The organism is Lysobacter helvus, assembly GCF_018406645.1.
Classification (GTDB): Bacteria; Pseudomonadota; Gammaproteobacteria; order Xanthomonadales; family Xanthomonadaceae; genus Noviluteimonas; species Noviluteimonas caseinilytica.
On sequence record NZ_AP024546.1, the window covers coordinates 1,245,739 to 1,271,414 of the forward strand.

At 69.2% G+C, this 25,676-nt stretch carries 20 protein-coding genes; 11 read left to right on the plus strand and 9 right to left on the minus strand.

The features are described 5' to 3' along the window. Positions 1-22 precede the first annotated feature (22 nt). Genes tatA through tatC form a run of 3 tightly spaced genes read left to right on the plus strand, consistent with a single transcriptional unit; the run spans position 23 to position 1,574 of the window. The gene (tatA, locus tag LYSHEL_RS06145; protein WP_213436741.1) at positions 23-277 is read left to right on the plus strand and encodes a Sec-independent protein translocase subunit TatA; all 255 of its coding nucleotides are present in this window, start codon (positions 23-25) and stop codon (positions 275-277) included. Between the two features lie 39 nt (positions 278-316). Continuing rightward, the gene (gene tatB, locus LYSHEL_RS16135) at positions 317-832 is read left to right on the plus strand and encodes a Sec-independent protein translocase protein TatB (RefSeq protein ID WP_213436743.1); all 516 of its coding nucleotides are present in this window, start codon (positions 317-319) and stop codon (positions 830-832) included. Beyond that, positions 813-1,574 (plus strand): twin-arginine translocase subunit TatC, encoded by a 762-nt coding sequence (tatC, locus tag LYSHEL_RS06155; protein WP_407075164.1) that lies wholly within the window; start codon positions 813-815, stop codon positions 1,572-1,574. Before tatB ends, tatC begins: the two co-directional genes overlap by 20 nt. A gap of 7 nt (positions 1,575-1,581) precedes the next feature. Here the strand turns inward: tatC and LYSHEL_RS06160 are convergent, their stop codons facing one another. Next, the gene (locus tag LYSHEL_RS06160) at positions 1,582-2,484 is read right to left on the minus strand and encodes a BPSS1780 family membrane protein (RefSeq protein ID WP_213436753.1); all 903 of its coding nucleotides are present in this window, start codon (positions 2,482-2,484) and stop codon (positions 1,582-1,584) included. A 52-nt stretch (positions 2,485-2,536) separates the two neighbouring features. Next, positions 2,537-3,229 (minus strand): glutamine amidotransferase, encoded by a 693-nt coding sequence (locus tag LYSHEL_RS06165; protein ID WP_213437635.1) that lies wholly within the window; start codon positions 3,227-3,229, stop codon positions 2,537-2,539. A gap of 140 nt (positions 3,230-3,369) precedes the next feature. On the opposite strand from LYSHEL_RS06165, the gene glyQ reads away from it, so the two are divergent. Genes glyQ through LYSHEL_RS06185 form a run of 4 tightly spaced genes read left to right on the plus strand, consistent with a single transcriptional unit; the run spans position 3,370 to position 12,030 of the window. Then, positions 3,370-4,278: a glycine--tRNA ligase subunit alpha gene (glyQ, locus tag LYSHEL_RS06170; protein WP_213436754.1), complete on the plus strand. Its 909-nt coding sequence runs from the start codon at positions 3,370-3,372 to the stop codon at positions 4,276-4,278. Beyond that, complete coding sequence (gene glyS, locus LYSHEL_RS06175; RefSeq protein WP_213436756.1) at positions 4,275-6,371, plus strand: glycine--tRNA ligase subunit beta; 2,097 nt, start codon at positions 4,275-4,277, stop codon at positions 6,369-6,371. The genes glyQ and glyS overlap by 4 nt, the downstream gene beginning before the upstream one ends. A 56-nt stretch (positions 6,372-6,427) precedes the next feature. Beyond that, entirely contained in the window at positions 6,428-8,215 is a 1,788-nt protein-coding gene (locus tag LYSHEL_RS06180; protein ID WP_213436758.1) for an autotransporter assembly complex protein TamA, read from the plus strand. A 5-nt stretch (positions 8,216-8,220) separates the two neighbouring features. Then, the gene (locus LYSHEL_RS06185) at positions 8,221-12,030 is read left to right on the plus strand and encodes a translocation/assembly module TamB domain-containing protein (RefSeq protein ID WP_213436760.1); all 3,810 of its coding nucleotides are present in this window, start codon (positions 8,221-8,223) and stop codon (positions 12,028-12,030) included. Between the two features lie 88 nt (positions 12,031-12,118). On the opposite strand, the gene LYSHEL_RS06190 is transcribed toward LYSHEL_RS06185, so the two are convergent. The 4 genes from LYSHEL_RS06190 to LYSHEL_RS06205 form a co-directional block, all read right to left on the minus strand. Next, entirely contained in the window at positions 12,119-14,350 is a 2,232-nt protein-coding gene (locus tag LYSHEL_RS06190) for a M4 family metallopeptidase (protein WP_213436762.1), read from the minus strand. A gap of 481 nt (positions 14,351-14,831) precedes the next feature. Further along, positions 14,832-16,184, minus strand: a complete 1,353-nt coding sequence (locus tag LYSHEL_RS06195) for a hypothetical protein (RefSeq protein WP_213436764.1) — start codon at positions 16,182-16,184, stop codon at positions 14,832-14,834. 41 nt (positions 16,185-16,225) lie between these two features. Continuing rightward, positions 16,226-18,115 (minus strand): tRNA uridine-5-carboxymethylaminomethyl(34) synthesis enzyme MnmG, encoded by a 1,890-nt coding sequence (gene mnmG / locus LYSHEL_RS06200; RefSeq protein WP_213436766.1) that lies wholly within the window; start codon positions 18,113-18,115, stop codon positions 16,226-16,228. Between the two features lie 437 nt (positions 18,116-18,552). After that, complete coding sequence (locus LYSHEL_RS06205; RefSeq protein ID WP_213436768.1) at positions 18,553-19,131, minus strand: hypothetical protein; 579 nt, start codon at positions 19,129-19,131, stop codon at positions 18,553-18,555. Positions 19,132-19,249: 118 nt separating this feature from the next. On the opposite strand from LYSHEL_RS06205, the gene LYSHEL_RS06210 reads away from it, so the two are divergent. From LYSHEL_RS06210 to LYSHEL_RS06225, 4 genes are all read left to right on the plus strand, one after another. Further along, the gene (locus LYSHEL_RS06210; RefSeq protein ID WP_213436770.1) at positions 19,250-20,230 is read left to right on the plus strand and encodes a threonine/serine dehydratase family protein; all 981 of its coding nucleotides are present in this window, start codon (positions 19,250-19,252) and stop codon (positions 20,228-20,230) included. After that, positions 20,227-20,661, plus strand: a complete 435-nt coding sequence (locus LYSHEL_RS06215; protein WP_213436772.1) for a ketosteroid isomerase-related protein — start codon at positions 20,227-20,229, stop codon at positions 20,659-20,661. Before LYSHEL_RS06210 ends, LYSHEL_RS06215 begins: the two co-directional genes overlap by 4 nt. Before the next feature lie 5 nt (positions 20,662-20,666). Beyond that, on the plus strand, positions 20,667-22,160 hold the full coding sequence (locus LYSHEL_RS06220) for an ArnT family glycosyltransferase (protein ID WP_244858690.1): 1,494 nt from the start codon (positions 20,667-20,669) through the stop codon (positions 22,158-22,160). 78 nt (positions 22,161-22,238) lie between these two features. After that, entirely contained in the window at positions 22,239-23,288 is a 1,050-nt protein-coding gene (locus LYSHEL_RS06225) for a class 1 fructose-bisphosphatase (RefSeq protein ID WP_213436776.1), read from the plus strand. Between the two features lie 9 nt (positions 23,289-23,297). Here LYSHEL_RS06225 and LYSHEL_RS06230 read toward each other — a convergent pair whose 3' ends face one another. The 3 genes from LYSHEL_RS06230 to LYSHEL_RS06240 form a co-directional block, all read right to left on the minus strand. Next, positions 23,298-23,717, minus strand: coding sequence for a response regulator (locus tag LYSHEL_RS06230; RefSeq protein ID WP_213436778.1), 420 nt, complete (start codon positions 23,715-23,717; stop codon positions 23,298-23,300). Next, positions 23,714-24,487, minus strand: coding sequence for a sensor histidine kinase (locus tag LYSHEL_RS06235; RefSeq protein ID WP_213436780.1), 774 nt, complete (start codon positions 24,485-24,487; stop codon positions 23,714-23,716). Before LYSHEL_RS06235 ends, LYSHEL_RS06230 begins: the two co-directional genes overlap by 4 nt. A 61-nt stretch (positions 24,488-24,548) precedes the next feature. Continuing rightward, positions 24,549-25,652 carry a PA0069 family radical SAM protein gene (locus tag LYSHEL_RS06240; RefSeq protein ID WP_213436782.1) on the minus strand — a complete coding sequence of 368 codons (1,104 nt, stop codon included), beginning with the start codon at positions 25,650-25,652 and terminating at the stop codon, positions 24,549-24,551. Positions 25,653-25,676 lie beyond the last annotated feature (24 nt).

A 25,676-nucleotide genomic window follows, 5' to 3' on the forward strand; every position in this document is an offset into this window, starting at 1 on the left:
CCTCAAGACCGGACATGCGCACATGGGTGGTTTCAGCATCTGGCATTGGCTGATCGTGCTGGTCATCGTGGTGCTGGTGTTCGGCACCAAGCGCCTCGGCAGCGTCGGCAAGGATCTCGGCGAAGCGGTGAAAGGCTTCAAGAAGGGCATGGACGACAGCGACAGCAAGCCGTCCGCGCGCCTGCCCGACGCCAACAACACGCGCGACGAGATCGACCAGCGCGAGCGCGAGCGCCGCGAGCAGGAACAACGCGACCGCAACGAGCCGCCGCGCTAAGCGCGCCGGCTCCCTCGCGCCTCCCGGGAGCGACGGTCGATGTTCGACATCGGTTTCAGCGAACTGCTGGTCATCGCGGTGGTGGCCTTGCTGGTGCTCGGTCCCGAGCGCCTGCCCAAGGCCGCGCACTTCGTGGGCCTGTGGGTGCGCCGCGCGCGCTCGCAATGGAATTCGGTGAAGTCGGAATTCGAACGCGACCTGGCCTCCGAAGAATTGAAGCGCAGCCTCCGCGAAACCCGCGAATCGCTGCGCCACGCCGAAGACCAGATCCGTAGCGGCGTCACCGGGTTCAAGACGCAGATCGAATCGGGCTTCGACGATGCGGCCGCCGCGCTGCCGGCCGCGCCGCGCCCGGACCACGCGCACGTGGCCGCCGAACAGGCGGAAGCCGAAGGCGCCGAGCCGCACACGCCCTCGCTGTTCCCCGACGACCACGGCGAATATCCGCTGGAATCCTCGCGCGAACCGCTCTACGAACCGCCGCCGCCCGACGACCTGGACGACGACGACGCCCCGCCGCCGCACCCCGCCGACGATGCCCATGCAGGACGCTGACACCACGCAGCCGAGCCGGCTGATCGACCACCTGATCGAACTGCGCTCGCGCCTGCTGCGTGCCGTCGCGGGACTGATGGTCGTGTTGCTCGGGTTGTTGCCGTTCGCGGAGAAGCTCTACAACCAACTCGCGGCCCCGTTGATCAAGAAGCTCCCGGCCGGCGGGCATTTCATCGCGACCGAAGTGGCGGGCGGGTTCTTCGTGCCCGTCAAGGTGGCGTTCTTCGCGGCGTTGTTCGTCAGCGCGCCGTGGCTGCTGTACCAGGCGTGGGCGTTCGTGGCGCCGGGCTTGTACCAGCGCGAGAAGCGCCTGGCGATGCCGCTGCTCGCCTCGGCCGTCGTGCTGTTCTACGCAGGGTGTGCGTTCGCGTACTTCCTGGTGCTGCCGTCGGTGTTCGGCTTCCTGACGCGGTTCACGCCCGAAGTCGTGCAGATGACGCCCGACCTCGGCAAGTACGTGGACTTCGTGCTCGTGATCTTCCTGGCGTTCGGTGCGAGCTTCGAATTGCCCGTCGCGCTCGTGATCCTGGTGCTGCTCGGCTGGGTGTCGCCGAAGCAGCTGTCCGAATGGCGCGGCTATGCCGTGGTCGCCATCTTCGTGGTGGCCGCGATCATCACGCCGCCGGATGTCGTGTCGCAGCTGATGCTGGCGTTGCCGATGATGGCGCTGTACGAGGCCGGCATCATCGCGTCGCGCTTCGTCGCGCCGAAGCCGGCGGCCGTGGAGCCACCGGCGGAATAAGCGTTCGTCAGGCTTCGATGCCGCGGAACGGCGGCGGCGGCATGCCCTCGCCTTCGAACGTATCGCGCCACGCGAAGTACGAACCGCCCGCCAGCACGACCAGCAGCGCCGTGCCGAATGCGAGCAGCACCGCCGACGACAGCACGCCGCCCACGATCGGATGCACCAGCGCGCCCAGCGCGCCGAGCAACACCGCCACCAGCACCACCACGACCACCGCGACGACGGTGCCGAGCACGAACAGCACCGCGGCCAGCAGGTTGGGCGCGACGTTGCTCACCGAAGCGCGCAGCGCGCCCCGCACCGCATCCATCACCGACACGCGCGAGAACAGCACCAGCGGCACCGCCAGCAGCATCGCCACGTAGGTGAAGTAGTTGTAGCCCACCTGCAGGACGAACAGCAGGATCGGATGGCGCGGTTCCGGCATCGTCATCAGCGTGCTGATGTCGCGCATCGCGGCCATGTATTCCTTCACGTAGTCGGTGCCCGTGATCGACACCAGCAGCAGGCCGAACACGATCGCCACCACCACCTGCAGCACGCCCAGCGTCGCCAGCTGCGGCAGGCGCCCTGACTTGAACGGGGCGAACAGATCGGTGGCGCGCGCGGGGCGGCCGGCCTCGACTTCGCGGATCACGTGCATCAGGCCGCCGAGCAGGATGGGCATCAGCATCATCAGCGCGAGCGTCATCACCGCGGCCACGCCCATGAGCGCGCCCGACGCCGCCGCGCCCTGGCCGCGGCCGAACAACGTCGCCGCCAGCCCGAGCACCACCACGAACAGGTACATCGCGCCGATCAGCAACAACGCCGCGCCGAACACCGCCTTCGGATTGCGCGACCCCAGGTTGATGGCATCGCGGAACCAGGCCAGGCCCTGGCGGGCGGGAACGTGGCGAACTTGCATGGCAACTCCGGTGCGTGGCGCAGGCGCCACGTGGATGGGGGGACGACCGTGATCAGGCGTGCGGCGCGCGCCGCGACTGCAGGTGGCGCGCGTGGCGGATGAAGCGGCGCAGCACGCGCCGTGCATGCGGCGCCGCGGTGATGCTGCGCGAAAGCTGCTTCGAACAACGCCCTTCGCGCGCCAGCGCATCATGCCGCGCCTGCACGTAGCCGCGCATGTGCGTGCCGCTGAATTCGGGATGGAACTGCACACCCCACACGTGGTCGCGCCAGCGGAAGGCGTGGCAATCGTCCTGCGGCGAACGCGCGAGCACCGTGGCGCCTTCCGGCGTGCGCAACACGCTTTGCAGGTGCGTGGCCTGCGCGGGGAATTGCAGCGGCAGGCCCGCGAACAGCGGATCGGCCTCCGCGGGCGGATGCAGCTCCAGGCCGATCGTGCCCATCTCGCGGCCGGTCGGGTTGTAGCCGACCTCGCCACCGAGCGCGTGCGCGATCAGCTGGTGCCCGTAGCAGATGCCGAACAGCGGCAGGCCTTCGTGCGCGGCTTCGCGCAACCACTGCGCGCTGCGCTCGCTCCAGGCGTGGCGGTCGGTGACCATCGCGCCGGAGCCCGTGACGATGACGCCGGCGAAGCCCGCGCGCGGGGGCAGCGGATCGCCGCGTTCGACGTTGGCCACGATGGCCTCGTCGCGCTCCAGGCCGGCGGCGACGCGGATCCAGTGCGGGAACGTGCCGTGGCGGCGCATGGACGCCACCGGCTGGCCGGTCTCGAGGATCAGGAAGGGAAGTTTGGCGTGCGGCGCGTTCAAGGCCGGGGGAAAAGCGCGTGGCGTGGCGGCGACGGCACCTATACTAGCCCGCTTTTCCGCGCCCGAAAGCCGACGCAATGTCCGGAACCATCACTTTCCAGGCCCTGATCCAACGCCTCAATGCGTATTGGGCGGAACAAGGCTGCGTGCTGATCCAGCCGCTCGACCTCGAAGTCGGCGCCGGCACCTTCCATCCGGCCACGTTCCTGCGCGCGCTCGGCCCCGAGCCGTGGAATGCCGCCTACGTGCAGCCCTGCCGCCGTCCCGCGGACGGGCGCTACGGCGAGAACCCCAACCGCCTGCAGCGTTACTACCAGTACCAGGTGGTGATGAAGCCCAATCCCGACAACATCCAGGAGCTCTACCTCGGCTCGCTGGTGGCGCTGGGCCTTGACCCGCTGGTGCACGACCTGCGCTTCGTCGAGGACAACTGGGAATCCCCCACCCTCGGCGCATGGGGCCTGGGCTGGGAGGTCTGGCTCAACGGCATGGAAGTCACGCAGTTCACCTACTTCCAGCAGGCCGGCGGCCTGGAATGCCGCCCGGTGCTCGGCGAGATCACCTACGGCCTCGAGCGCCTGGCGATGTACCTGCAGAACGTCGACAACGTGTTCGACCTGGTGTGGACCGTCGGCCCGCAGGGCCCGGTGTACTACCGCGACGTGTACCACCAGAACGAAGTCGAGCAGTCGGCCTACAACTTCGAGCACGCGGACGTGGCGGAACTGTTCCATCGCTTCGACGCCTGCGAAGCCGAGGCGATGAAGCTCGTCGAACTCGGCCTGCCGCTGCCGGCCTACGACCAGGTCTGCAAGGCCTCGCACAGCTTCAACCTGCTCGATGCGCGCCGCGCGATCTCCGTGACCGAACGCCAGCGCTACATCCTGCGCGTGCGCAAGCTGTCGCAGTCGGTGGCCGAGGCGTATTACGCGCAGCGCGAGAAGCTCGGCTTCCCGGGCCTGAAGACCGCGGAGGCCGTGCGATGAGCGCCGTGCACCTTCCGCTGCTGATCGAGCTGGGCACCGAAGAACTGCCCGTCAACGCGTTGCCGGGCCTGGCGCAGGCCTTGTTCGACAACGTCATCGACGGGTTGTCGAAGCGTGGCATCGCATTCGATCGCGGCGACGCCAAGCCGCTGTATTCGCCGCGCCGCCTCGCCGTGCTGTTGCCGGGCGTGGCCGTGGGCCAGGACGAACAGCGCAGCGAAGTGCTGGGCCCGTACCTCAACGTCGCGCTCGATGCCGACGGCCAGCCCACGCGCGCGCTGCAAGGTTTCGCGCAGAAGGCCGGCGTGGAATGGACCGCGCTGGAACGCACCAGCGACGCGAAGGGCGAGCGTTTCGTCCATCGCGCGGTGAAGCCGGGCGCGCAGACCGCCACGCTGCTGCCGGAAGTCGTGCGCGAAGCCATTGCCGCGATGCCGATCCCCAAGCCGATGCGCTGGGGCGCGCACACGCATGCGTTCGCGCGGCCGGTGCACTGGCTGGTGCTGCTGCTGGGTGCGGACGTCATCGAAGGCGAAGTCCTCGGCGTGAATGCCGGGCGCAATTCCCGCGGCCATCGCTTCCTGCACGACAAGCCCGTGTGGATCGGCGCGCCCGGCGATTACGTGGATGCGCTGCGCGGTGCGAAGGTGCTGGTGGATCCGGACGAGCGCCGTTCGCAGATCGTGCGCGAAGTCGAACACGCCGCCGCGCAGGCGGGCGGAACCGCGCGCATCGACGACACCAACCTGGCGCAGGTCAATTGCCTGGTGGAATGGCCCAGCGCGGTGCTGTGCGACTTCGAAGCGGAATTCCTCGCCGTGCCGCAGGAAGCGTTGGTCGCGACGATGGAAGCCAACCAGAAGTTCTTCCCGGTGCTCGACGGCGACGGCAAGCTCACGCCGCACTTCATCGGCATCGCCAACATCGTGTCGAAGGACGTCGCGCAGGTCCGCAAGGGCTACGAACGCGTGATCCGCCCGCGCTTCGCCGATGCCAAGTTCTTCTTCGCCGAAGACATGAAGCAGGGCCTGGCGTCGATGCACGACGGCCTGCGCACGGTGACGTACCAGGCCAGGCTCGGTTCGGTCGCGGACAAGGTCGCGCGCGTCGCGGCGCTGGCCGAAGGCATCGCGCGCGATGCGGGCGCCGATGCTACGCAGGCGCGCCGCGCCGCCGAACTGTCGAAGGCCGACCTGCAGTCGCGCCTCGTGAATGAATTCCCGGAATTGCAGGGCATCGCCGGCCGTTATTACGCCGCGGTGGAAGGCGAACCGGTCGCTGTCGCCAATGCGATCGACGAGGCCTACATGCCGCGCTTCGCGGGCGATGCGGTGGCGCCGTCGATGCTGGGCCGCGTGCTCGCGATCGCCGAGCGACTGGACACGCTGGCCGGCGGTTTCGCCGCGGGGCTCAAGCCCACCGGCAACAAGGATGCGTTCGCGCTGCGGCGCAATGCGCTGGGCCTGGCGCGCACGTTGATCGAAGGGGGGCTGGACCTGGACCTCGTGCGCCTGCTCGAACGCGCGCGCGATGGCGTCGGCGCCGTGCCCGGCGAAAAGGGCGCGACCACGACGGCCGACGTCAACGAGCTGATGGAGTTCATCGTCGACCGCCTGCGCGCGTACTACGCCGACCAGGGCGTGCCGCCGCAGCAGTTCGAAGCGGTCGCCGCGCTGCGGCCGGTGTCGCTGCTCGACTTCGACCGCCGCCTGCGCGCGATCGCGGAATTCGCGACCTTGCCGGAAGCCGGCGCGCTCGCCGCCGCCAACAAGCGCATCCGCAACATCCTGCGCAAGGTGGAAGGCGACGTGCCCTCGCGCGTGGATGCGGCGCTGTATTCCGAAGCGGCCGAGCGCGATCTCGGCCAGGCCGTCGATGCGGCGATCACCGACACCGACGCGTCGCTCCAGTCGCGCGATTACGTCTCGGTGCTCGGCCGCCTGGCGCGCCTGCGTCCGCAGGTGGATGCGTTCTTCGACGGCGTGATGGTGAACGTCGACGACGTGGCCGTGCGCAACAACCGGCTGGCGTTGCTGCAGCGCCTGTCGGATCGCCTGGGCAGCGTGGCGGCGATCGAGCACCTCTCGACGTAAGCCCCCGGGGGCGTGTGATCGCGGCAAGGACAAGCCCACCGGGTATCCTGCCGCCAATGCCCCCGGTCCCCCGCCCGGTTTTCGCACGCCTTTGCCTCGCCGCGCTCCTCGCGAGCGTGGTGCTGCCCGCGTGGGCGGCCAAGGTCGCGCAGGTGCAGGTGAAAGGCCTGGATCCGGCGATGACCGAGAACGTGCGCGGCTCGCTGTCGCTGGTGGATGCCATCGGCAAGGACGTCTCGGGCCGCCGCCTCGCCTATCTCGTGCGCGAGGCAGAAGCCGAAACGCGCGAAGCCCTCGAACCCTTCGGTTACTACTCGCCGGTCATCGACGTGCAGCGCACGCGCGGCGCGGACGATGCGCCGGTCACCGTCACGATCACCGTGCAGCCCGGCACGCCGGTGCGCGTGCGCAACAGCGACGTGGGCATCTCGGGCGACGGCGCCAGCGACCATTACCTCAGCGCAGAGATCGCAGCGTTCAAGCCGAAGCACGGCGATGTGTTCGAACACGTCGTGTACGAGGACTCCAAGGCGCGCATCACGCGGCGCCTGGCCGAACGCGGGTACTTCGACGCGGACTTCGCCACGCGCAAGGTGGAGGTCACGCGCGCCGACCACGCGGCCGACATCTCGCTGCGCTGGACCAGCGGCCGCCGCTACGACATGGGCGTGATCGGCTTCGACCAGAAACCGAAGCGCGTGGTGCGCGACAGCCTGCTGCAGAAACTCGTGTACTGGAAACCCGGCGAGTACTACCACCAGGGCCGACTGGATCGCCTGCGCAAGTCGCTCACGTCGCTGGATTACTTCTCGCGCATCGAGATCCAGCCGCGGCCCGAAGATGCCGTGGACGGCCAGGTGCCGGTGGACGTGCACCTCACGCCGGCCAAGCGCGACATCTACACCGCCGGCGTGAGCTACGGCACCGACAGCGGCGGCGGCGTGCGCCTGGGCCTGGAGCGCCGTTACGTCAACGATCGCGGCCACAAGCTGCTCGCGCAGATCGACTACGCGACGCGCCGCAAGACCGCGACGGTGCAGTACCGCGTGCCCGCGTTCCTGTGGCTCGACGGTTGGTACACCGCCAGCCTGCAGGCGGCGGACGAACAGACCGACGACTCGGACACGCGCCGCCTCGAACTCGTGGGCAGCCGCAGCGGCGAGGTCAACAAGTACCTGACCGCGGTCGTCGCGTTGCACGTGCTGCGCGAGCGCTGGCGATTCCTGTCTTCGGACCCGCTGGCGCCGATCGAGGACTACAAGTACGCATCGATGCTGTTCCCGTCGGTGAGCGCGGAATACATCGACGCCGACGATCGCCTGTATCCGCGCCGCGCGCTCGGCGGCACGGTGCTGCTGCGCGGCGCGGTGGAAGGCGTCGCGTCGGACGCGACGTTCGTGCAGATCCACACGACGGCGCGCTGGTTCCATGGCCTGGGGCCCACCGATCGCCTGCTCGTGCGCGGCGAACTCGGGCACACCTTCACCAACGCGCTCGTCGAGATGCCGTTGAGCCTGCGCTTCTTCGCCGGCGGCGATCGCAGCGTGCGCGGCTACGGCTGGCGCGAGATCGGCCCGCGCAACGGCGACCTGGCCACCGGCGCGAAGAACGTCATCACCGGCAGCATCGAATACGAACGCTACTTCACGAAGGAATGGGGCGGCGCGGTGTTCGTCGATACCGGTGATGCGTTCGACAGCGAGAAGCCGGACTTCCACACCGGCGTCGGCATCGGCGTGCGCTGGCGCTCGCCGGTGGGCCCGGTGCGCGTGGACGTCGCGCGCGGATTGAACGGACCCGATGCGGGCTTCACGCTGCACTTCAACATCGGGGCGGACCTGTGAGGGGCGTGCCGCTCACGCCGGAACAGCGCGCGCAGCGCACGGCGGCGCGCAAGGCGCTGGCGCGGCGGGTGGCGATCCGCTCGTCGATCCTGGCGCTCGCGCTCGGCGTCGTGGTGGTCGCCTTGCTGTACTGGTTGCTCACGACGATCGGCGGGCGCGATGTGTTGCTGTCGCAGATCGTGTCGCGGTTGCCGCCGGGGGCGACGCTGACGTGGACGAGCGCGGAGGGGCCGGCGTCCGGGCCGCTGACGTTGCACGGCGTGCGTTTTGCTTACGCATCCGATCCGAAGCAGCCCGCGAAGCGCATGGTGTTCACCGCGCAGACGCTGGTGCTCGATCCCGCATTGCGTCCGCTGCTGGGGCGCACGCTGCGGCTCGACGCACTCGACGTGCGCGGTGCGACGCTCGACCTGCCGGTGAGTGACGAACCGTTCCAGTTCCCGCGCTGGCCCGAATCCCTGCCGCACATCGCGCCGCCGATGGCGCTGATCGCCGACACGATCCGCATCGATGGCTTCCGCGTGTCGCAGGAAGGCGCGCCCCTGATCGACATCCGCAGCGCGCGCGCCGGCCTGCAGGCATCGCAAGGACGCCTGCATGTCGAACACCTGACGGTGGACAGCGACCGCGGCCACTTCACGCTGCACGGCGATTACGTGCCGCGCCAGCGCTACCGCACCGACCTCCTCGCCACCGCGGTGTTGCCTGCACCGGCGGGTTCGACGGCGCCGCGCCTTGCGATGGTCGCGCGCGGGGATGTCGCGCGCCTGGACGTCGCGATCGCAGGCCGCGCCCCGGCGCCGCTGCGCGCCACGCTGGTGCTGCGCGGCGAACCCGATCCGCGCTGGCATGTCCGCGCGGTCGCGTCGGCGTTCGATCCCGCGGTGTTCACCGGCGCGCCGCCCGCGGCGGAACCGTATGCGTTCGACCTGATCGCCGACGGCACCGGCGGACGCGCGCGCGTGCAGGGACACGTCGTGCAAGGCGACATGCGCATCGATGTGCAACCGTCGAACGTGCGCCTGGAAGATCGCGTGCTCACCGTCGAACCGCTGGTGATCGATGCGCTGCAAGGCCGCGCGACGTTGCGCGGTTACGCGGACCTGCGCGATGCGGCGCGGCGCGTGCTGCGCTTCTCGGTGAATGCGCGCGGCTTCCGCTGGGGCGGCACGCCGACGGCGCCGGCGGTGATCGGCGATGCGGACTTCGGTGTTGCCGGCCGGCTGGAATCCTGGGCCGCGATCGGCAATGCAAGGTTGCTGCGCGAGGATCGTCGCGCGACGGTGCAGTTCGATGCGCGCGGCGACACGACGCACGCGTTGCTGCGCAAGCTCGACGCGCAGATGCCGGAGGGCACGCTGGAGGCGAATGGCGACGTGCATTGGTCGCCGGCGCTGGCGTGGCAATTCGACGCGCAGCTGGCGGGCTTCGATCCGGGCTATTTCGTGCCGGACTTCCCGGGCCGCATCGAGGGCACGCTGGAGACGCGGGGCCGCGCACGCAAGGGCGGCGGTTTCGATGCCACGCTCGATGCACCGCAACTGCGCGGCACCTTGCGCGGGCGCGCGCTGGATGCGCATGCCAACGTCGCGATGCACGGCGACGAGTTCGAAGGCGACGTGGTGCTCTCGCTCGGCGGCAGCCATGCGAGCGCGAAGGGCACGTACGGCCGCACGCTGTCGCTGGATGCGAAGTTCGATCCGTTGCGCCTCGACGACCTGTTGCCTGGCGCCGGCGGCGCACTGCGCGGCACCGCCACGCTGCGCGGCGCGCGCGATGCGCCCGACATCGCCGCCGACCTCGACGGCACCGGCCTGCACTGGGGCGACTGGCGCGCCGGCACGTTGCGCGCACATGGTCGCCTGCCGTGGCGCAACGGCGCCGGCACGCTGCACGTGGAAGCGGCGGACGTGCAGGCGGGCCTTGCGATCGACCGCGCGGTGATCGATGCGCGCGGTGCGTTCGAACGGCTCTCGCTGGATGCGAGCATCGCCGCGCCGATGGTGCAGGCCACGCTCTCCGGTGATGCGGTCAAGCGCGGCGCGCAATGGAGCGGCACGCTCGCATCCCTGCGGCTCGCGCCGGCAAAGGGCGGTCCATGGACGCTCGACCACGCGGCGCAATGGCGCTGGGATGGTCGCAACGGCGCGTTGTCGAATGCGTGCCTCAACGCGGCCGGCGGCGGCAGCCTGTGCGCGAACGCGGACTGGCCGCGCCATGGCCTCGACGTCCGCGCCGATCGCTTGCCGCTCACGCTCGCGACCCCATGGCTGCCCGAACGCACCGACGGCCGCCCGTGGCTGCTGCATGGCGAGATCGCGCTCGTCGGCCAGGTGCGACCCGTCGGCAACGCATGGCGCGGCACCGCGCGCGTCACGTCCGTCGACGGCGGCATGAAGAACAGCGAGCGTTCGCGTCGCGACCTGCTCTCGTACCAGGACCTGTCGCTCGACGCGCAATTCGATCCGCAACGCATCTCCGTCGTCGTCGGCGCGCGCGTCAACGAAGACGGCCGCCTCGACGCGCGCATCGCCACCGGCTGGGACGATTACGCACCGCTCGATGGCGACATCGCGATCCGCACCGACGCACTGACGTGGATGGAGCTGCTTTCCCCCGACATCGTCGAGCCCACCGGCCTGCTGGAAGGCCACGTCGCATTGGGCGGCACCCGCGCGCAACCCTCGCTCGGCGGGCAGGCGCACCTGTCGAACTTCGCGACCGAGTTGCCTGCGCTCGCGATCGCGTTGTCGGATGGCGACGTGCGCCTGGATGCGCAACCCGACGGCACCGCGCGCATCAATGGCAGCCTGCATTCGGGCGAAGGCACGCTGCGGCTCGACGGCACGCTGGGCTGGCGCGGCGAAGACACGCCGCTGGTGCTCAACGTCACCGGGCAGAACGTGCTCGCCGCCGATACGCGCGACCTGCGTGCGGTGATCGATCCGAACGTCGTGGTGCGTTATGCAGCGGGCAAGCCGCTCGAAGTGACGGGCACGGTGCGCGTGCCGTCGGCGCGGCTCGACCTGGAACGCCTCGACAGCGGCACGGCGAGTTCACCCGATGTCGTCGTGCTGGATCCCGCCGATCCCGAACGACAGGTCGCAACCCCGGTCGCGCTCGATCTCACGCTGGTGCTGCCGGAGGACGCGGTCGCGTTGTCGGGCTTCGGGCTCACGGGCGCGCTCGATGGCCAGCTGCACGTGCGCCAGCGCCCGGGCACCGAGATGATCGCCAGCGGCACGCTCGATGTGTCGGGGCGCTACAAGGCGTACGGCCAGGAGCTCGAGATCTCGCGCGGTGAACTCACCTGGTCGAATTCCGCGATCGCCAACCCGCTGCTCGACATCCGCGCCGAACGCCAGGTCGGCGACATCACCGCCGGCATCCAGGTGCGCGGGCGCGCGACGGCGCCGCAGGCGGAGGTGTGGTCGGATCCGGCGATGGACGAATCCGAAGCGCTGTCGTATCTCGCCCTCGGCCGCCCCATCAGCACGGCGAGCAACGAGGAAGGCAAGCAGTTGAATGCCGCGTCCGCGGCGTTGTCCGCCGGCGGCAGCCTGCTGGCGTCGCAACTCGGTGCGCGCATCGGCCTGGACGATGCCGGGGTGATGGATTCGCGCACCTTGGGCGGCAGTGTGTTCGGCGTGGGCAAGTACCTCTCGCCGAAGTTGTACGTCGGCTACGGCGTGTCGCTGCTCGGCACCGGCCAGGTGCTCACGCTGAAGTACCTGCTGCGCAAGGGCTTCGACATCCAGATCGAGTCGAGCACGGTCGAGAACCGCGGCTCGGTGAACTGGCGGAAGGAGAAGTAACCGCGCAAAGAAAGACCCCGGACCTTGCGGCCCGGGGTCGAAGCGGATCCTTGGGATCCGCAGGAGTTGCGTTGGATTTGTTATCCGATCAGAACGTCACCGACCACGAGTTGATGTAACCGGTGTCGCCCGCGGCGTTGTCGTTCACGCGAAGGTTCCACGTGCCGTTCAGCGCTTCGGTGGACAGGTTCACCGTGTAGGTGGTGTTGATGTTGTCCGTGCTGCCGCCAGCACGGTTGCTCAGCACGTAGACCGAACCGTCCGGCGCGACCAGGTCGACCTTCAGGTCGCCGATGTACGTGTGGACGATGTTGACCGCGACCTGCGCGTTGCTCGGCGCGTTGCCCGTGCGACCGGACACCGTGATCGGGCTGCTGACCGTGGTGTTGTCGCCGATCGCCACGTCGGTGCCGTTGGTGTAGGTCTGCGTCGAACCGCCGCCGCCACCAGTGGTGTAGTCGCCCGTCAGGCTGACGCCCGAGAAGGTCGAGTACGCCTTGAGGTTGACGTAGTACGTGCCCGCCGAAGCGGTCGCGAACGTGCAGGACTCGGCATTGCCGGTCTTGTACGGACGGCAGTCGTACACGGTGTCGGTCGGCGCGCTGCCGAACTTCACGTACATGTCCGCATCGCCCGTGCCGCCCGACATGGTGAACGTCAGGTTGGTCGCGCCCGCCGGGACCACCAGCGAGTACTTGGCATACGCGCCGGTCGCAGCGCCGATGCCGGTGACCGTGACGCCCTTGGTCAGCGCCGTCGTGCCGCCACCACCGCCACCGCCGCCCGCGCAAGAGACGCCGACCGCAGCGAACGCCGCCGTGACGTCGGCCTTGGTGTAACCCAGGTCGGTCGCCGCGGTTTCGACGCCGCACGCGCCGGAGTTGAACGTGCTGCTCGGGGTCCAGTACAGGGCGTTGGCGCGCGCCATCACCTTGAACGCCTTCGGCGTATCCCAGCCGGCCGTCTTGGCCAGGAGGCAGAACGCCTTGTTGTAGACGCCCGAGGAGTAGTGCACGTCGAGGCTGCTCGTGTACTGCGACGCGTTGTCGATCGAGCCACCGTCCTGCGGCGGGTTGCACATGTAGCGCAGCGCACCGGTCGGCGACTTGAAGATTTCACGGCCGACGTCGAAGTCGTTCGTGCCCTTCCAGTAGAACTCGGTCGCTTCGCCGCCCATGTCGGAGAAGGCTTCATTCATGCCGCCGGACTGGCCGGAGTAGGTCAGGTTGGAGTGCTGCTCGGTGTAACCGTGCGAGACCTCGTGGCCCGACACGTCGGCGTTGACCAGCGGATAGAACGTGCTGGCGCCGTCGCCGAAGGACATGTACGAGCCGTTCCAGAACGCGTTCTCGTAGCTGCTGCCGTAGTGCACGCGCATGATCAGCTGGAAGGACAGCGCATTGCCGCCGGTGTAGGCGTTGTACATGTTCTGGATCACGCCGCCGAAGAAGTGGGCGTCGTTGATCGGCGAGTACGCGCCGTTGATGGTCTTGTAGGTGTTGCGCGGGCAGGTGTACGTGAACGCGGTGACCTTGGTGCCGGTGGTGCCGGCCAGGTCGACCGACTTCACCTGCGCGTTGTTCATCGTGCAGGTCGTGCCCGACTGCGAGACGTCCAGGTACGGGTGCAGGCCGGTCGCGCCGGTGTACTCGTACTGGCCGGTCTTGGCGTTGCCGCCGGGGCCGGTGCCGATGAGTGCGTGCGTCAGGCCGTCCCACTGCTTGAGGATGCGGCCGCTGTTGGCGTCGATGATCACGAACGGACGCGTCGGCGAACCACCGCCGGCGGTGTCGGCATAGAACGACACGACGTACGCGACGTGCGCGCGGTCGTTGTCGTCGATGAAGATCATCTGCTCGGACTTCTCGTTCTCCGTGTGCATGAAGCCGACACGGTTGCCGAGGCCGGCGCTCTTGCCGAGCGCGAGGGCGTTGGCGGCGGTCATCTTCGGCGCGATCGCCGGGAGTTCGCCGGCCAGGCCGTTGACCATGCGGCCGAACATGTTGCGGACGTTGCCGTCCTTGCCTTCGGTGACCACCACGTGCTCACCGAACACCGGCAGGCCGCGGAAGGTCTGCTGGTAGCGGAAATGCTTGGTGCCGTCGCGGTCGGTGCTGGAGTTCAGCTCGCGCAGCGTGGAGTTGGAATCCATGCCGAGGAATTCGGCGTGGCGATCGCGCGCGGTGGCGGCGACGCCCATGCGGGCCGAGGCGGCCTTGTACTGCTGGTTGAGCTGGCCTGCATTGAGCTTCTGCAGGTCCACGCGCTGTGCCGCGGCGGCATTGCCGACGGTGAGCGCGAGGGAAACGGCAGCAGCCAACGCTGCCAGGCGATGGTGGTGATTCACTAGGTGGTACCCCCGAATGGTGTTTTGAAGTGAACCGCGGAAAAGTCCGCGGCTTGCGTTCCTTGCGGTCCTGCCTCCGGCCCCTGTCGTCGGTCCACCCCTGCAGCGGACCTGCGTCGCTCGGATCCCGCTCGCTTCTAATTCGAAATGTCGCGATCGGTCGGCGGACGCTAGGAGACGTTTGCGCGAATCGTCAACGCGGGCGCGCTCGCCGGCTGTCGCGTTCATCCAACCGCTTGTCGCGACGCAACAGGATGTTGCTCGGGAAACCGTTTTTTCTGCAGGAATAACGGGCGCTGCACTGCAATAGCAGCCGCTTGCGTTTCACGTGGTGCTAACGGGGGCGTTGTTGCACCGCAGCAGGCCGTTGCGCGAAACGCAACGTCACAGTGCCACCGGTCATGGGTCGGTGGCTCGCAGTCAGGTTCTGGGAGACGCGTCTCGCTTTTCGCGCTCAGGGCGCCAGGCCGACCTTGGCGCCGGCCAGCCGCGTGCGGCCTTCGACGATGTCGGTCCACGCCACGAAGGCGACGCCGCGACGCACGGCGAGCTTGGGGAATCCGGTGCCGCGGCCGCGACCCTGCAGGCGCGCGACTTCGATCTGCTGCGGCTTGCTTCCCTTGGCGTCGAAGCGCGCGAGCTGGAGCGACTGGCCGCGGGCGTCTTCGCGCAGCCACACGAGCCAGGTGGCGCTGTCGTCCATCGCGACGTCGACGCGGCCCTGCACCATCGGGCCGGCATCCACGTCGAGCGGGGCGTCGAAGTGGTCGCCCGCATCCGCGCTGCGCGCCAGGCGCACGATCGGGTGTTCTCCCGGCGCCGTATACCAGGCGACCGCGACGTTGTTGCCATTGGCCGCGACCGCGGGGCCGTTGAGCGGGCACGCGGGCATCTTCCAGCCATCGGCATGCACGACGACGGGCGTGCCCCAGGCCTTCGCGCCGCGACGGACGGCGACGATGTCGCGGATTTCGTCCGCGGTGCGATCGCGGTACACGAGCAAGGCGCCGCGCGGCGTGGCGGCGACGTCGGTGCCGCAGCAGTCGCAGGTGGAGGCGTCGATCTCGACGTCGTCGCTGCGCTTCATCGCGGCGTCGAACATCGCGCCGCGGACGGTCATTTCGCCGGCGTGCTCGTCGTGTTCGTCGTGGCCGGCGTGTGCGGTGGACATCGCAACCTTCGTCGCTTCGCCGCCGTGCATGTGCCCGGCGCCCGCGGTGTTGCGGCCATCGAGCCACGCGATGCCGAGGGTGTCCTGGCCCGCGGGCCACAACGCGACGAAGCCGTGTTCGGTGCCGGTGGCATCGTCGTTGACGGCGACGGGCGCGGACCAGTGCACGCCGTTGTCGGGCGAACGCGTGAGCAGCACGTCGGAGGCGTGCGGCGAGGCGGCGTTGGCCGGCGCCTGCAACCAGTGCGCCCACAGGCCGCCGTCTTCGGTCATCAGGATGTGCGGCGTGTTCGCCCAGTTGGCGCTGAGCGTGCGGCCGACGACGATGGTCTTTGGCGCCGATTCCCACGTGTCGTCGCCGAGGTAGGTGGCATAGACGAGCGCGTTGCGATCGCCGAGTTTCCGGATCCAGCTGAGGAGCAGGCGGCCATCGGGGCCGACGGCGAGATCCGGCTGCGCGGCGCCGTCGACGGTGGGCAGCGCCCATTCGTTGACGACCAGCGTGCCGGGTTTCGCAGCGGTGGCCGGCGTGACCGCGGCGGCGGGTGCGGTGCCCGCGTCGCGCTGGCAGGCGGCGAGGAGCAGCGCGCAGGCGAGCGTGCTTGCGGCGATCGAAACGGGGGCCGGTCGGTTCATGGCGCGAGCGTACTCCGGCCGCGGCGCAGGCGGCGTCAGGATCAGGCGACGCGCGTGGCGCGTGCGCGGGACAGGTGCACGAGCAGCAAGGAGATCGCCGCGGGCGTCATGCCGGGGATGCGTTGCGCCTGGCCGATCGTCTGCGGCCGCACGCGCGCGAGCTTCTGCTGCACTTCGGCGGACAGGCCGCGCACGCCGGCGTAATCGAACGCGTCGGGGATCGGCGTGGTTTCGTGTTTCTGCTGGCGCGCGATTTCGTCGCGCTGGCGATCCAGGTAACCGGCGTACTTCACGCCGATTTCGACCTGCTCGGCGACCTTGGCGTCGTCGACGCCGGGGGCGAGCGCGGGCACGGTCATCAGCTTCGCGTAGTCGAGCTCGGGCCGCTTCATCAGGTCGAGCGCGTTGGCTTCGCGCGTGAGCGTGATGCCGAGGGTGGCCTCGAGTTCGCGGCCGAGCGCGTTGGTCGGCGTGGCCCAGGTGCTGCGCAGGCGATTCGATTCGCGTTCGATCGCCTCGCGCTTGGCTTCGAAGCGCGACCAGCGTGCGTCGTCGACGAGGCCGAGGTCGCGGCCGGTCGGCGTGAGGCGCAGGTCGGCGTTGTCTTCGCGCAATTGCAGGCGGTATTCGGCGCGCGAGGTGAACATGCGGTACGGCTCGTTGGTGCCGTGGGTGACGAGGTCGTCGACCAGCACGCCCAGGTACGCCTCGTCGCGGCGCGGCGACCACGCGTCGCGCTGCTGCACGTGGCGCGCGGCGTTGAGGCCGGCGAGCAATCCCTGCGCGGCGGCTTCTTCGTAACCGGTGGTGCCGTTGATCTGGCCGGCGAAGAACAGGCCGGACACGGTCTTGGTTTCCAGCGAGGCCTTCAGCCCGCGCGGATCGAAGAAGTCGTATTCGATCGCGTAGCCGGCGCGCGTGACGTGCGCGCGCTCGAAGCCGCGGATCGACTGCACGAGCGCGAGCTGCACGTCGAACGGCAACGACGTGGAGATGCCGTTGGGATAGATCTCGGCGACGTCGAGGCCTTCGGGCTCGACGAAGATCTGGTGCGAGGCCTTTTCGGCGAAGCGCACCACCTTGTCTTCGATCGAGGGGCAGTAGCGCGGGCCGATGCCTTCGATCTGGCCGGTGTACAGCGGCGAGCGATCGAGCGCGCCACGGATGATGTCGTGCGTGCGTTCGCTGGTGTGCGTGATCCAGCACGAGACCTGGCGCGGGTGGTCGTCGTGCGAACCGACGAAGGACATCACCGGGCGCGGATCGTCGCCGGGTTGTTCTTCCATCACCGCGTAATCGAGCGTGCGGCCGTCGATGCGCGGCGGCGTGCCGGTCTTCAACCGGTCGACGACGAAGGGACGCTCGCGCAGGCGCGCGGCCAGCGTGGTGGCGGGCGGATCGCCGGCGCGGCCGGCGGCGTACTGCGTTTCGCCGACGTGGATCTTGCCGGCGAGGAAGGTGCCGGCGGTCAGCACGACGGCGGGCGCTTCGAAGCGCAGGCCGGTTTGCGTGATCGCGCCGCGGACGGTGTCGCCGTCGATCAACAGGTCGTCGACGGCCGCCTGGAAGACGGTGAGGTTGGGCTGCGTTTCGACGATGCGGCGGATCGCGGCGCGATACAGCGAACGATCGGCCTGGCACCGCGTGGCGCGCACGGCGGGACCCTTCGACGCATTCAGCGTGCGCCACTGGATGCCGGCGGCATCGGCGGCGCGCGCCATCGCGCCACCGAGTGCGTCGATTTCCTTGACCAGGTGTCCCTTGCCGATGCCGCCGACCGCGGGGTTGCAGCTCATCGCGCCGACCGTCTCGACGTTGTGCGTGAGCAACAGCGTGCGTGCGCCGGCGCGGGCGGCCGCGAGCGCGGCTTCGGTGCCGGCGTGGCCGCCGCCGATCACGATCACGTCATGGCGGAAGAAAGGGGACGTCATGGCGAAAACGAAAGGCTCCGGGCGCGCGCATTCTAGTCCCGCGCGTGTGCGTCAAGGTTGCTGAACGTGCTTGCGAAAAAGTTGGCACGCTTCCTGCGACATATCCCATGCACCCGACATGACAAGGCGCCCAGTGCGCCGCCGGATTGGAACAGGGGCCGGCAGCGTTACATGTAGGGGAAGCGCGGGGCCGAATGTCGGGGGACGTTCGGCCCCTTTTTTTGTCTGCGATTTGCCTGGCACCAGGCGCGATGCGCGCAGGGCCGCCTTGCGCGTTGGGTGGCCGACGCCCCGCGAGGTGCGGAACAGGGGGGATCCGTGGGTCCCCGAGGGGCGTCGACATGGGCGGCCTGCCGCGGCTTGCGTCGCAAAGCGACGTAGCCGGTCACTCGGGGCCTACTGTGCGACTGTCTTCCCCCGGGTGCAACCCTCCTGCGTCACTCTTCCTTGCCTTCGGTCCGGATCTTTGCGCGTTCGGTGCGACCTTCGGCCGCATTGCCCTGGCTGCGCGGCGTCGGGAACGACTGCGGGGTCGGGAACGACTGCGGCGCCGGGAAGGACGGCGGCGGGGGCGGCGGGGAGACACCGATGTTCGGCCCGGTCACGCCCGGCGGGCGATATGGGCGATAGCCGTGGTTCGGGCGCGGCTGGCGCGGGACGTAGCGTTGCTGCGGGTAGTAGTGGTTCGGACCCGTGTATCCGGAGGGGTAGCCATAAGGCCCGTACACGTAGGGCCCGTGGTAGTAGCGCGGACCGACGTAGTGGCGCGAATGACGATAGGGATCCCAGGCGCCGTAGTACCCGCCGTAGCCGTAGCCATAGGCGCCGTAACCGTAGCCGTAGCCATACGGGCTGTAGCTGCCGTAGACGCCGCTGGGCGTGTGGTAGCGGTATTCCACGCGCGGGTCGCCGTAGTAGTAGTCGCCGCTGCCGTTGCCGGACTGGTAGGTGTAGGCCCCCGCGCAGCCGCCGAGGAATAGGGCGGCCGCGAGCGGCAGGATTCTCTGGATGGTCATGTCGATCCCCTGTTCGTGGACGGAGGTTCCGCCCGGGGCGTTGAATCCGTGCTTAATTTTTCCCGGCAACGCCGTTGTACTCCCTGCTTCGTGTGATCAGCGTTTAGCATTCGGAGCCATGAACCCCCCAGCCCAGACCTTGCCGGCGTTCGGCGACGTCCTCGCCGCCGCGGCGCGGATCGTGCCGTTCGCCAGTGTCACCCCGGTGCTGCGTTCGCGCACCCTGGACACGCTGATCGGCGCGGAAGTCCACTGGAAGGCCGAACACCTGCAACGTGGCGGCGCCTTCAAGTTCCGCGGCGCGTGCAATGCGGTGTGGTCGCTGACCGACGAACAGGCCGCGCGCGGCGTGGTCACGCATTCCTCCGGCAACCATGGCGCGGCACTCGCGCTGGCCGCGCGTTCGCGCGGGATCGCGTGCCACGTGGTCGTGCCCGAGGGCGCGGTGCTGTCGAAATTGGTCGCGATCGAAGCCTACGGCGCCACGTTGCACCACTGCGCCGCGACGATCGCCGCGCGCGAAGCCGCCTGCGCCGCCGTGCAGCGCGACACCGGCGCGGTCCTCGTGCATCCGTACACCGATCCGCGCGTGATCGCCGGCCAGGGCACCGCCGCGCTCGAACTGCTCAACCAGTGCGACGGCGCGCTCGACGCGGTGATCGTGCCCGTCGGTGGCGGCGGTCTTGCGTCCGGCACCGCGCTCGCCTTGCGCGCGATGGCGCCGCAGTCGATGTTGTTCCTCGCCGAGCCCGCGGGCGCGGCGGAAACCGCGGCGTCGCTTGCCGCGGGACATCGCGTCGTCGATTTCACCCCGGACACCATCTGCGATGGCCTGCGCGGCACGCTCGGCGAACCGAACTTCGCGTTGCTGCAGGCGCATGCACCGCAGGTGCTGGTCGTCGACGACGCCGCGACGATCGACGCGATGCGCCTGTTGTGGACGCGGTTGAAGCAAGTCGTCGAACCTTCGTCGGCCACCGTGCTCGCTGCGCTGCTGCAACATCGGCAACGGCTGCAGGGCCTGCGCGTCGGCGCCATCCTCTCGGGCGGCAACGTCGACCTGGCTGCCGCCGCGACGTGGTTCGCGAGCCGCGCGTGAACGACGCCGGCCACCCGGATCCGCACGCGCGCGCGCTCACCACGCTGCGCGCGTATTACGAAGCGCTCAACCGGCACGACCCCGCCGGTGCGGTGGCGATGCTTGCCGAAGACGTGGTGCACGAGCTCAACCAGGGCCCGCGCGAAGTCGGCAAGGCCGCGTTCCGCGAATTCCTGCAGCGCATGGAGTACTGCTACCTCGAGCAGCTGGTGGACATCCGCCTGCTCGCCTCGGCCGACGGCACGCACGCGGCCGCCGAATACACGGTCGTCGGCGAATACATCGCGGACGACATCGGCATGCCACCCGCGAACAGCCAGCGTTATCGGATGCCGGGCGCCGCGTTCTTCGCACTGCGCGACGGACGCATCCAGCGGGTCAGCGACCACTACAACCTGCAAGAATGGTTCTCCCAGATCGCGCAGGGTTGAACCGGGTGACCGATATTCGCAACGCCGTGCTGGGCAGGCCCGCCATCTGGATCGCGGCCATCGCGCTCGTGCTCGGGTTGTTGTTCCTCGGCCAGCGCGGCATCTGGGATCCGGACGAAGGCCGCTACACCAACGTCGCGCTCAACATGCTCGACAGCGGCGACTGGCTCAATCCACGTCGCAACGAAGAAGTCGGGCACTGGACCAAGCCACCGCTCACGTACTGGGCGATCGCATCCAGCGTTGCGGTGTTCGGTCCGAACCCCTGGGCCGCGCGCCTGCCGTCGGCGGTGTCGTTCCTGTTGTGCGCGTGGCTGGTGTGGCGCATGGGACGCCGCATCGCACCCGGCAGCGAAGCGCCGGCCGCGCTCGCGTACGCGACGATGTTGCTGCCGATCGGTGCAGCGGGGCTGATCACCACCGATTTCATCCTCGCGGCGTGTTCGACGCTGGCGATCCATGGGTTCGTGCAGGCGCGCTTCGGCAGCGCGCATCCACGCTGGTGGCTGGCGACGATGTGGGCGGGCTTCGCGCTCGCGTTCCTCACGAAGGGCCCGCCTGCGCTGCTGCCGATGCTCGCGTTGCTGGCGTACGACCTGGTGATGCCGGGGCGGCAGATGCATCGCCTGTTCCAGTGGTCGGGCCTGCTGGTGTTCGCGTTGCTGGCGCTGCCCTGGTATGTCGCGGTGGTGCTCAACAATCCGGGGTTGTTCCATTACTTCATCGGCGATGAAGTGGTGAATCGCGTCACCACCAACGAATTCGCGCGCCACGGCGAATGGTACGGATGGGCCGCGATCTACGTGCCGACGCTGCTGGTGGGCACGCTGCCGTGGACGATGACGTTGCTGCGCTGGGCGCGCACGCTGCCCGCGAGCGTGCGGCGCTGGTGGCGCGAGCCGCAAGCGCGCGCCACCGATGCGCCGTGGTTGCTGCTGGCGTTGTGGGTGCTGGTGCCGCTGCTCGTGTTCTGCATCGCGCGTTCGCGCATGCCGCTGTACATCCTGCCGCTGTTCGCGCCGCTGGCGTTGCTGGTCGGGATGCAGCGCACGCGCGAAGGCCGGCCGCTGCCGCGCCTGCGCTGGATCGGGGCGTGGGTGGTGCTGTTGCTGGGCGTGCAGTTCGCCGCCGGGCTGTGGCCCACGCACAAGGATGCGGCGAAGTGGGCCGATGCCATCCGCGAACGCAACGGCGGGCCGGTGCACGAAGTGGTGTTCGTCGAAGACATGGCGCGCTACGGGATGCACCTGCACCTGGGCACGGGCACGCACATCGAGAAGATCGCGCTCGCGCCGCTGCCGCAGTCGCCGTTCAACCGCGTCTACGACGAACTGCTGGAGCAGGAACTGGCCGAGCACGAGGCGGGCTCGGTCTGGATCTGCAAGCTTGCCACGTGGCCGGCCATCCGCGCCCGCATCGAAGCGGCCGGGTACGTGGTGGACCCGCTGCCGCCGTACCGGGACCGCGCGGTGTTCCGCGTGCACCCGCCGGCCGGCTGAGGATCACGGCGACGCGAGGCACCGGGGCCGCGGGCTGGGCGACAATAGGCGTCCCACGCCGCCCCCGAGACCACGCCGATGGTTGATACGCCCCGCTCCGTTCCTTCCATCTCGCTGACCCGCCACCTCATCGAGGAAGAGCGCGCCGGCCACATCCAGGCCGACCTGCGCCTGCTGATCGAAGTCGTCGCGCGTGCGTGCAAGTCGATCTCGGTATCCGTCGCCAAGGGCGCGCTCGGTGGCGTGCTCGGCGAAGCCGGCAGCGGCAACATCCAGGGCGAGGCGCAGAAGAAGCTCGACGTCATCGCCAACGACGTGCTGCTCGAAGCCAATGCATGGGGCGGCCATCTCGCCGCGTGTGCGTCGGAAGAGATGGACCACTGCCAGCCGATCCCGGACGTCTATCCGCGCGGCGCGTACCTGTTGCTGTTCGATCCCCTCGACGGCAGCAGCAACATCGACGTCAACGTGTCGGTGGGCACCATCTTCTCGGTGCTGCGTTGCCCGGACGGCGTGACGCAGCCGGAAGACGTGCACTTCCTGCAGCCCGGCACCGCGCAGGTCGCGGCCGGCTACTGCATCTACGGGCCGAGCACGATGCTCGTGCTGACGATCGGCCACGGCACGCATGCGTTCACGCTGGATCGCGAGCAGGGGTCGTTCGTGCTCACCACGCGCGACATGCGCGTGCCGGCGGCGACGAAGGAATTCGCGATCAACATGTCGAACCAGCGCCACTGGGAAGCGCCGATGCAGGACTACGTGCGCGACCTGCTCGCGGGCGAGACCGGCCCGCGCGGCAAGAACTTCAACATGCGCTGGATCGCCAGCATGGTCGCCGACGTCCATCGCATCCTCACGCGCGGCGGCATCTTCATCTATCCGTGGGATCGCAAGGATCCGTCGAAGGCCGGCAAGCTGCGGCTGATGTACGAAGCCAACCCGATGAGCCTCCTGATCGAACAGGCCGGAGGCGCCGCCACCGACGGCCGCACGCGTTTGCTGGATGTCGCGCCCACGCACCTGCACCAGCGCGTGCCGGTGTTCCTGGGCTCGCGCGAGGAAGTGGAAGCGGCGACGCAGTACCATCGCGCGCACGACGCCAAGGGCGCGCCCGCGGTCGCGTGACCTCGGCGGCTAGTCTTCCAGCCACTGCCCCTTGAGGCGCCGCATGTCTTCGACGAAGCGTGCGAAGTCCACGGGTTTCTGCAGGTAACTGTCGACGCCGGACGCGAAGCTGGTGTCGATGTCGAAGGGTTCGCCGCTGCTGCTCAGCGCGACCACCGGAAGGTCGCGGAAGGCGTCTTCCGCGCGGATGGCCTGCATCACGTCGCGGCCGTCCAGCTTGGGCAGGTTGAGGTCCAGCAACACGAGCGCGGGCTTCAGTGTGCGATCGCGGCCGGCATGCACGCCGCGCGCGAACAGCCAGTCGAGCGCCAGCGCGCCGTCGTGCACGACCACCAGCGGATGCACGATGCCGGCTTCGTCGAACGCCAGGCGCGTGAGTTCGATGTCGTCGAGGTTGTCTTCGACGAGCAGCACGGGTGCGAGCGTCACGACGCGTCTCCATCGGGCAGCCACGCCTGCACGTGCACGCCACCGTTCGGCACGCCTTCGAGCGCGAGCGTGCCGCCGTGCCGCGCGAGGATGCGGCGCGCGATGGCGAGGCCGAGGCCGGCGCCGTTCGGAAAATCGGCGGCGTGCAAGCGCTGGAACGGCTCGCCGAGCTTCCCCGCGTGCTGCATGTCGAAGCCGATGCCCGCGTCGCGGATGTGCAGGCGCATGCCGTCCGGCGTGCGTTCGCCGTCGATGCGCAAGGCGACGGGGGCGTCTGGGCGCGCGTAGGTCCACGCGTTGTGGAGCAGTTCGTGCAGCGCGGTCTTCAGCAGGCGTTCGTCGCCGATCGCCTGCAGGCCGGGGGCGATCGCGATGTCGGCGTCGCGCGCGGGCCTGGCGTCGCGCAGTTCGGCGACGCACCAGTCGGCGAGCAATGTCAGGTCGACGGGCGCACGTTGCATCGGGGCGCTGCCGGCATTGAGGTAGGCCTGCAGGCGCGCGGTGAGCCGCGCGATGCGCGCGCCGGCGTCGCGCACGCGGCGCAGGTGGTCGCGCGCGGTGTCGTCCAATGCGTCGCCGCTGCGTTGTTCGACCAGGTACGCGAAGCTGTCGATGGTGCGCAGCGGTGCACGCAGGTCGTGCGACAGGCCCAGCGCGAGCGTGGCGTGTTCGGCGCGCAGGGCGGCGCATTCGGCTTCGAGCGCGCGCACGCGGTCGGCGAGCGCGGCGTCGGTGAAGGCATCGGTTTGCGGCGGAAGGTGCGAAGTCACGGTGGGGGCCGGCGACGACGAAGGCCCGAGTGTACGCAACCGGCGCGCGGCCGGGGTGGCCTCAGAACAATTCGGCCTGCGGCGACGGCTTGCGCGGCGGGACGAAGTGGCTGGCATCCAGGGGCGGCAGGCGCCCGAACCCGAGCCGCGCATGCGCCTTGCGGAAACGCTGCTGGAGCAGCTGGGCGAACGGACCTTCGCCGCGCATGCGCGTGCCGAACCGACTGTCGTAGTCCTTGCCGCCACGCATCTGGCGGATCAGGCTCATCACGTGCGCGGCGCGCTCGGGATAGTGCAGCTCGAGCCATTCGCGCCACACGTCCTTGAGCTCGTGCGGCAGGCGCAGCAGCGTGTAGCCCGCGGCGCCGGCGCCGTGATCCTTCGCGGCTTCGAGGATGTGTTCGAGTTCGTGGTCCGTGATCATCGGAATGACGGGCGCCACCATGACGCCGACCGGCACGCCGGCCTCGTGCAGCGCACGCATCGCGCGCAGCTTGCCGTGCGGTGCGGTGGCGCGCGGTTCCATCTTCGATGCCAGGTGGTTGTCGAGCGTTGTGATCGAGAAGTACACGCTGACGAGGCGGTCCTTCGCCATGCGGGCGAGCAGGTCGACGTCGCGTTCGATCAGGCCGCTCTTGGTGACGAAGCTGACGGGGTGTTTCGTTTCGGCGAGCACTTCCAGGACATCGCGCGTGATGTGGTAGCGGCGCTCGATGGGCTGGTAGGCATCGGTGTTGATGCCGAGGGCCATCGGTTCGGCGACGTAACCGGGTTTGGCGAGTTCCGCGCGCAGGCGTTCGACGGCGTTGGTCTTCGCGTAGAGCTTCGTTTCGAAATCGAGGCCGGGCGAGAGATCCAGGTACGCATGCGAGGGACGCGCGAAGCAGTACACGCATCCGTGCTCGCAGCCGCGATAGGGATTGAGCGAGACGTTGAAGCCGACGTCAGGCGAGTCGTTGCGCGTGACGATGGAGCGCGCGCGTTCTTCGGTGACGTGCGTGGCGGGGTGCGGCGGCAGCGCATCGCTGCCGTCGATCGATTCGTCGTACACCGATCCCCAGCCATCGTCCTCGCCGGTACGGGTCGTTTTCTCGAACCGTCCCGCCACCCGCGAGGCCGCACCCCGGCCCTTGATCGGCGCGGTTGCCTTGCGCGCGTCGTCCACGGCGCTAGGGTACGCTCGCGCGGT